Source organism: Bacillus mycoides (assembly GCF_001757995.1).
GTDB classification, from domain to species: Bacteria; Bacillota; Bacilli; order Bacillales; family Bacillaceae_G; genus Bacillus_A; species Bacillus_A mycoides_B.
In genome coordinates, this window is record NZ_LXLV01000098.1 from 1 (window position 1) to 7,450 (window position 7,450).

Here is a 7,450-nt window from a genome sequence, read left to right on the forward strand (position 1 = left end):
AGCGCTTTTTCAAGAAAGCCTTGGCTTTTTCGTACGTTTCTAAACCTCGCGTGATAACAGTAGATAAGAATCCTGCCTATCCTGTAGCGATTCAAGAGTTGAAAGAAGAGAAACATATGCCTGAAGGTATACAACTAAGGCAAGTTAGATATCTCAATAATATAGTGGAACAGGATCATCGTTTTATTAAGAAACGCGTGCGTTCTATGTTGGGATTCAAGTCATTTAAAACAGCAACCTCTATATTGAGTGGTGTTGAAGCCATGCATATGATGAAAAAAGGGCAACTTCACTCACAGGTGAAGTCTGCCCAAAATGAAGTTAGGTTCATACATAAATTGTTTGGAATTGCATCATAATCTGCCATTGAACAGTCTATGTAGGTTTCTATGTCCCTATCAAATGATTTTTGCACCAGAACCGGAAAAACGATAATTCTCCCCTAAAATAAGTGGGAAAACTTTCAAATTACTATTCTACTGTAGAATAAAAATGATACATTAATAATTAAGGTAATACGGTTCACTATTCAATTTTAAATTATTTAGAAAGATATTGAGGTGCAATAGATGATACATAATATTCCAGATGTCTATACAAAAAAAATTCTTATAGTAGATGATGAAAAAGAGATTTTAAATTTGTTGGAAGCAGTTTTAAAGAAAGAGGGGTTTCAACATATTTATACGTATACAACAGGAGAAGAAGGAATACGCATGTGTAAGCAAGTACAGCCAGATCTTATCATATTAGATATTATGCTTCCAGATTTAGATGGATATAGTGTTTGTCAGCAAATTAGACAGTTTACATTCGTTCCAATATTCTTCTTATCGGCGAAAAATGAAGATTTAGATAAAATACTTGGATTAAGTATAGGTGGCGATGATTACATTACAAAACCTTTTAGTCCGAAAGAAGTAGCATATAAGATGAAAGCATTTTTTCGACGCAATCAATATCAAGAAAAGGCTCGGATTATGTATCAGTTTGGAGACATTACGATAGATGAGGCACAAGGGACAGTGTTAAGGGGTGATACATTACTAACTTTAACAGCAAAAGAATTTAATATATTACTATTTTTAATAAAAAATCCAAATCAGATTTTTAGTAAGGCCCGCTTATATGAAGCTGTCTGGGGAGAAACATATCTCGGTAATGATAATATTATGATGGTGCATATGAGGCATTTAAGAGAAAAAATAGAGGATAATCCTTCCAAACCCCATTATCTTGTAACAGTAAGGGGACTAGGATATAAACTTAATACAAAAGGTGATGTAAGATGAAGTGGAAGGTCACGAGACTATATATTGCATCATTAATAGGATTAATTATGTTTATCCTAATCGTTCAATTTTTTGCTTTTAGTTATTTAGTATTTACTTATAACTATGAGGGAGTGGACGATCCAGAAGGTTCAGTATTAGCTTTTCAAAAAGAAATTACAGTAGAAAATGAAAATATTTCTATAACAAATAAAGGGAAAAATTTTTTAAAAGAACATGGAGCATGGTTACAAGTATTAAATCATAATAGTGATGAAGTATTTCAAATGTATAAGCCTAAAAATACACCAACTCACTATACTCCTAGTGATTTGATTTTACGCTATAAGTATGATGTTGGGAATTATACAACGTTTGTGGGTAAGTTAGATAAAAGTACACAAGTAGAAAGTTACATTGTCGCTTTCCCGTCAAACCAAGCATTACGAAAATCTGTCTATTTGAACTTCAATAATTTATCTAGCTTCTATCCATATGGGATTTTAATGTTAATAGGAGTAACAGTAGTTTGTATTTTATTATTTGCTTATATTGTGGCAAGGTATATGTCAAAACCTGTTGTCATGATAATTGAACATATTAATAAATTAAAACAAGGACAATATAAACCAGTACCGGAAGAAAAGGGAATCTATGCAGAGGTGTATACAAATCTGAATCAGTTATCACATCAACTAAAGGATATTAACGTTCAAAGAAAAAGACTAGATACGATGCGAGCAGAATGGATTATAAACATCTCTCATGATTTAAAGACACCACTTTCTTCTATTAAAGGCTATAGTGAAGTTATAGGGAATCGGGAGTATAAAATTACTGCACAAGAAATGTACCAATATGCAGAAGTAATTCAAAGTAAATCCATTTATATTGAAAAACTGATTGATGATTTAAAACTTACATATCAATTGAAGAATGCGTTATTACCTATCCATAAAACCACAGTAGATATTGTGAATCTCACCCGAGAAACAATTATTGAATTTATGAATATGCCTCATTATGAGAATCGATTAATTGAATTTGAATGCCCTCAGGAGGAACTAATTATAAAAGCAGATCAGGGATTAATTCAACGTGTCACAGTAAACTTATTGAATAATGCGCTCATTCATACGGATGTTAAAACATTAATACAAGTTCGTATAAAACAAACATCCGGATACACCATAGTTACGATTGAAGACAATGGTGACGGAATAAATAAAAATGATTTACCACATATTTTTGATCGATACTTCCGTGGTACAAATACAGATCCCAAAAGTGGTTCAGGTTTAGGAATGGCAATTGTAAAGGAAATCATCGTAGCTCACGGTGGAGAAATTGCAGTAGAAAGCACCAAAGGAAACGGTACTAAAATTACATTTCAGCTTCCGTTAGAAAATTAAGCTAAACTTAAGGTCAGCTCAATTCAAGATTAAGCAAGAACTTTCATAATAAATAATAGCTTAATCAAGAAAAAGAGGTGCCAATAATGGGAACATATATCGTTGAAACAGAAGATTTGACAAAGACATATGGAGCTGTAAATAGTGTGAATCAATTACAAATGCAAGTTGGTAAAGGTGAAATTTATGGATTTCTAGGCCCAAATGGGGCTGGGAAAACGACGACAATTAGAATGTTATTGGGATTAATAAAACCGACTACAGGTAATATTAAAGTATTCAATCGAGATTTAAAAACAAATCGAATAGATATTTTAAGAGAGGTTGGCTCTCTTGTTGAATCGCCATCTTATTATGGACATTTAACAGGTCATGAAAACCTAGAAGTAATTCGGCAAATGTTACAAGTACCAAAAAAGAATATTGATGAGGTATTGCGTATTGTTCGATTAGAGAAACAAAAAGATAAACTAGTTAAGCAATACTCACTTGGAATGAAGCAACGTCTTGGAATAGCAATGGCATTACTTGGAAATCCGAAATTGTTAATTTTAGATGAACCCACAAACGGATTAGACCCTGCCGGGATTCAAGAAATTCGTGAACTCATCAAACAACTGCCAAAGCAATATGATATGACAGTTGTTATTTCTAGTCATTTGCTAAATGAGATGGATCAAATTGCAACACAAGTGGGCATTATTAATAGTGGACAGCTTATTTTTCAAGACAAAATTGAAGTGTTACGCAAAAAAAGTCAGGCATCAATGAAAATACGTGTAAATGATGTAGTAAGGGCACATCAAATTTTAGAACAGCATCAAATTCATCTTAGACTTGAAGGTGATTGTCTTGTTACGCATCAACAAGAAGATCACCTTATTTCTCACATAAATCATTTATTAGTACAGCATAATATATCAGTGTACCGAATTGAAGAAGAGAAGCATACATTGGAAGAAATATTTCTAAGCTTAACAGAAAAAGGTGGTGTTTTATAGTGATTGCTGCCTTAAGAAGTGAATTATTGAAATTAAAAAGAAAGAAATTATTTTTAGTGGTATTTTTGATACAGTCTTTAGCATTACTTTGGTTATTTGCTATTGTGTCACAAGAAAAAAAGGAATTTCTAAATTGGGAGTCGCTTCTTTCAAGAGTAAGTATGATAAATGCATTATTTTTACCTATAATGATTGCGACAATTACATCTCGAATTATTGATTTTGAAAATAAGGGGAACACCTGGAAGCTATTGTGTGCAATTCCAACATCTAGGCATCTGGTATATATAACCAAAAATATCTTTAGTCTCTTTTTTCTTGTATACGCAGGAATAATTTCTATTTCTGTAATTATATTAATAGGAAAATTTTTTAATTTTGAAAGTGGAATTCCGGTGATATTATTACTGAAATACGGTTGTTTTACCATTATAGGATGTATTCCAATGGTTATTTTGCAACTCTGGATATCTTTGGTAGTGAAAAATCAAGTATTTGCTTTAACGGCAGGTGTAATCGGCTCATTTCTTGGGTATTTCGGACAGATGTTACCTTGGAAAACATGGATAATTTGGACCTATTCATCTCTGACAAATCCAATTTCTTGGGCATTTTCCAATGGGAAAATAGTGTTTTTCCCAAACCAAGGAGTCATGATGAATCTTTTGTTAAGTTTAGGAGTTAGTTTATTATTTATCGTTCTTAGCACTGCTCATTTTTCGCAAAAAGATATTCATTAGGAGGATGCAGATATGTTATTAAGCTCATTTCGATGCGAATTATTAAAATTAAAACGTTCAAAAATATGGATTGTAATGACATTCATTCCGCTTATTTGTATTACGCTTGGACTCATAAATTTTCAAGTAAACTACGATGTCTTAATGACAGTCTCAACAAATGAGTGGGAGAAAGCTTGGACACAAGTTGGATTAATTTATGGATTATTTTTATTTCCTGTCGTAGTAAGTATTTATTGTGCGTTTGTATGCCGCTTTGAACATAGCGAGGGAAATTGGAAAAAAATAATCTCTTTACCAATTCCATTTCGATATGTGTACATGGCAAAGTTATTAGTAATCTTTATGCTAACTTTATTGACACAAGTATTTTTTTTAATTGCTTATATCTTAATTGGTAAGCTATTAGGTATTACAAGTCCTATTCCTTGGATTTCATTATTAAATTGGTCATTCAATGGATGGATTGGTACATTTTCAATTGCTGCACTACAATTATTTCTTTCATCTTCTATAAAAAGTTTTGCAATTCCAGTTGGGATGAGTTTTGGTTTTACATGCGTGGGAATGATATTTCAATACTTAAATATCGGATATATATGGCCATTTACACAACCAGGATTAGCTATGGATCCTATTCATTTAAAAGGTTTGCAAACTTTCTTTCAATTTAGTAGTTTTTATATGTTGAGTTGCGTATTTGTTATTATTTTTACTTTTGTTGGAGTTCGAAGATTTACAATAAAAGATATTATATGAATAGAAGTACAGCGAAATTATTGAAATATTAGGGGACAGAACAGATAAAATTTCTAGGTGGAATACGTGTATTAATAAAAAGAGCCAATTTTACTCTTGATAGGGTAAAATCGGCTCTTTTTCTGTCGAAATTTGCTTAGCGTGGTTTTTTTCCGAAATGCTGGCGGTACCCCTTAAAAAAATGATCTTCAGGAAACATCCGATGAATTAATACAGAATATAAAAGAGACAAGGGGGGATTTTTCCGCCCTGTCTTTTTTGTAAATTTTGGTAAACCTATGTTACTTTTTAACTGAATTTATTTCTATCATTTGAATTTGAAATATATCACTGTCTTTTATGCCAAGGACTAGCATTTCATCTTTTAGTGAACGCCAGGGCTCGATTTTGATGGATTTAGTAGTTCTATCCCGTAAGATGTATTCGTGAATATAATATGATTTTTCATTTTTCTTCATTGTAAATCCTCATTATCCTTTTAATCCATTAAAGTGTGTAGTTATATAAAAATTATACATTAAGGAACGTTCTTATACAGTATTACTCTTTTTATCATTATCTGGAATTTGTTTGTGAAGTGAAAAAAGATAGCGCCAGGAAAATACGAATTTACAACTGAATTTAAAGATTTCGCCACTCATCACATGCCTTGCGAATATTTTCACACATATTATTTGTAATTTCTAACCTGTCATTTAAGAAAGTATCTCTCTGTGAGAATATCTCATCTTTAGCACCCAAATAGCCCCTTTGAATAGATGAAGCATTTCTACCAGCTTCGGTTAATCTATAACGTGGGATACCCGGAGATTCTGTGTACCATAGTGGATCTGTTAGTGATATAGGATCAGAATCATATATATGAACCTTTGTGTCTAAATTCCCATCCCATTCATCTACAAAATTAAACCTATATTTGAGTGTAGGATAAGGATAAGAATTAGAAGTAGTAGGAGCAGTAATCATATCGTAGAGGCCACTATTAGCATACATTGCATCGCCTACACTTACATTTGTAAAGTAAACTAATTTGTCACCACGTGGTTCACACAAAGCAGCATACTCATCCCCACAACGACTTAAAGTAGCTTTATACCCAGAGTCAATTTCACTAAGAGCTTTTATGTCCGTTAGATGCAAAGTACAAATGTAAACAAGGGCTATTATACCTTCAAACGTTTCAAAACGTACTAAATCTGATACTAAATCTGAACCATCGTCATATATGCCATGTAAAATATTCACATCACCACTCTCTGGATAGCCCTGAAGACGTCTCGCAATACTGTCACAATTAGCTACATAGTGATCTAAAAAGGCTTGGTCAATTATTTTTTTAACCCTATCACAAATTTCTTCTACCGCTTGTTTCACCGCTTCTTGAGCACTATCTTCTGATGGAAACATTTCGCTTATTATTGCTGTACCTATTGAAGAACCCAAAGAACTAGCTCCTATTTCTAATATTTTCTGCCAGTTTAACTCGTCATTTATCATAATGAACACTCCTTTATAATTAGAATGCTCACTATCATTTCAGTTTTATACATTTTTTAGGTTCTGGTGCAAAGTTTTCATTTATTCGAAAGAGGTATATAGATTCCTAATGGAATCTATTCTTATGCAGCCATTCCGAATAGTTGATGAATAAACTTTATTTCATCTTGGACAGACTTGTCCCGTAAAATAAGTTGGCCTTTTTTAATGATATGCATCGTTTCTATTCCTGAAAGAATGGATGCAGCTGTACGAAAAGACTTCAATCCTAACATTGAACGAACTCTCTTTTTAATAAAGCGATGATCTTGCTCTACAATGTTATTAAGGTATTTTACCGGTTCTGGTGCGAAAACTTCAAGATAATTGCAGGTAATCTCTAAATCTTGGACATACTGATACTATTACTCTAAAAAAGGTGCGTGATCAGTATGGAAAAGCGAAATTTATTCAAGTGGAAACATTATCATCATGATATTATTTTGCAAACAGTAAGATGGTACCTACGGTACAACTTGAGTTTTCGTGATTTGGTGGAAATGATGGAGGAACGGGGCTTATCCGTTGCTCATACAACGATTATGCGTTGGGTTCATCAGTATGGTCCTGAATTAGACAAAAGAATCCGTCGTCATCTCAAGCAAACCAATGACTCTTGGAGAGTCGATGAAACATATATCAAAGTGAAAAGTCAATGGATGTACCTGTATCGTGCTGTCGATTCGAAAGGAAATACCATCGATTTTTACCTAAGCAAAGCAAGAAAGTAT

General features: G+C 32.7%; 9 protein-coding genes and 1 pseudogene. 7 read left to right on the top strand and 3 right to left on the bottom strand.

All coding sequences use genetic code 11. The features are described from left to right. The 6 genes from BWGOE10_RS28415 to BWGOE10_RS28440 form a co-directional block, all read left to right on the top strand. The coding region (locus BWGOE10_RS28415) for a DDE-type integrase/transposase/recombinase (RefSeq protein ID WP_131798992.1) at nt 1–359 on the top strand (359 nt) is incomplete at its 5' end. A 210-nt stretch (nt 360–569) separates the two neighbouring features. After that, entirely contained in the window at nt 570–1,292 is a 723-nt protein-coding gene (locus tag BWGOE10_RS28420) for a response regulator transcription factor (protein ID WP_070146049.1), read from the top strand. Beyond that, a complete protein-coding gene (locus tag BWGOE10_RS28425) occupies nt 1,289–2,683 on the top strand; it encodes a sensor histidine kinase (RefSeq protein WP_070146050.1) in 1,395 nt (464 codons plus the stop codon). The genes BWGOE10_RS28420 and BWGOE10_RS28425 overlap by 4 nt, the downstream gene beginning before the upstream one ends. A gap of 86 nt (nt 2,684–2,769) precedes the next feature. Continuing rightward, nucleotides 2,770–3,684, top strand: coding sequence for an ABC transporter ATP-binding protein (locus tag BWGOE10_RS28430; RefSeq protein ID WP_070146051.1), 915 nt, complete (start codon nt 2,770–2,772; stop codon nt 3,682–3,684). Further along, nucleotides 3,684–4,424: an ABC transporter permease gene (locus BWGOE10_RS28435; RefSeq protein WP_070146052.1), complete on the top strand. Its 741-nt coding sequence runs from the start codon at nt 3,684–3,686 to the stop codon at nt 4,422–4,424. The genes BWGOE10_RS28430 and BWGOE10_RS28435 overlap by 1 nt, the downstream gene beginning before the upstream one ends. A 12-nt stretch (nt 4,425–4,436) precedes the next feature. Further along, nucleotides 4,437–5,183, top strand: coding sequence for an ABC transporter permease (locus BWGOE10_RS28440; protein WP_070146053.1), 747 nt, complete (start codon nt 4,437–4,439; stop codon nt 5,181–5,183). Between the two features lie 281 nt (nt 5,184–5,464). On the opposite strand, the gene BWGOE10_RS33065 is transcribed toward BWGOE10_RS28440, so the two are convergent. From BWGOE10_RS33065 to BWGOE10_RS28450, 3 genes and pseudogenes are all read right to left on the bottom strand, one after another. Continuing rightward, nucleotides 5,465–5,641, bottom strand: a complete 177-nt coding sequence (locus BWGOE10_RS33065; RefSeq protein ID WP_171903159.1) for a hypothetical protein — start codon at nt 5,639–5,641, stop codon at nt 5,465–5,467. A gap of 163 nt (nt 5,642–5,804) precedes the next feature. Continuing rightward, nucleotides 5,805–6,680: a hypothetical protein gene (locus BWGOE10_RS28445; RefSeq protein WP_070146054.1), complete on the bottom strand. Its 876-nt coding sequence runs from the start codon at nt 6,678–6,680 to the stop codon at nt 5,805–5,807. A 122-nt stretch (nt 6,681–6,802) separates the two neighbouring features. Beyond that, nucleotides 6,803–7,018, bottom strand: a pseudogene (locus tag BWGOE10_RS28450) (DDE-type integrase/transposase/recombinase); the annotation flags it as partial. 93 nt (nt 7,019–7,111) lie between these two features. On the opposite strand from BWGOE10_RS28450, the gene BWGOE10_RS28455 reads away from it, so the two are divergent. Next, nucleotides 7,112–7,450 (top strand): IS6 family transposase (locus BWGOE10_RS28455; protein WP_131798993.1); only part of this gene is annotated, 339 nt, incomplete at its 3' end.

Coding starts and splice junctions, on each gene's coding strand:
- BWGOE10_RS28425 (WP_070146050.1), top strand. CDS start 1,289: ATGAAGTGGAAGGTCACGAGACTATATATTGCATCATTAATAGGATTA.
- BWGOE10_RS28420 (WP_070146049.1), top strand. CDS start 570: ATGATACATAATATTCCAGATGTCTATACAAAAAAAATTCTTATAGTA.
- BWGOE10_RS28445 (WP_070146054.1), bottom strand. CDS start 6,680: ATGATAAATGACGAGTTAAACTGGCAGAAAATATTAGAAATAGGAGCT.
- BWGOE10_RS33065 (WP_171903159.1), bottom strand. CDS start 5,641: ATGAAGAAAAATGAAAAATCATATTATATTCACGAATACATCTTACGG.
- BWGOE10_RS28440 (WP_070146053.1), top strand. CDS start 4,437: ATGTTATTAAGCTCATTTCGATGCGAATTATTAAAATTAAAACGTTCA.
- BWGOE10_RS28430 (WP_070146051.1), top strand. CDS start 2,770: ATGGGAACATATATCGTTGAAACAGAAGATTTGACAAAGACATATGGA.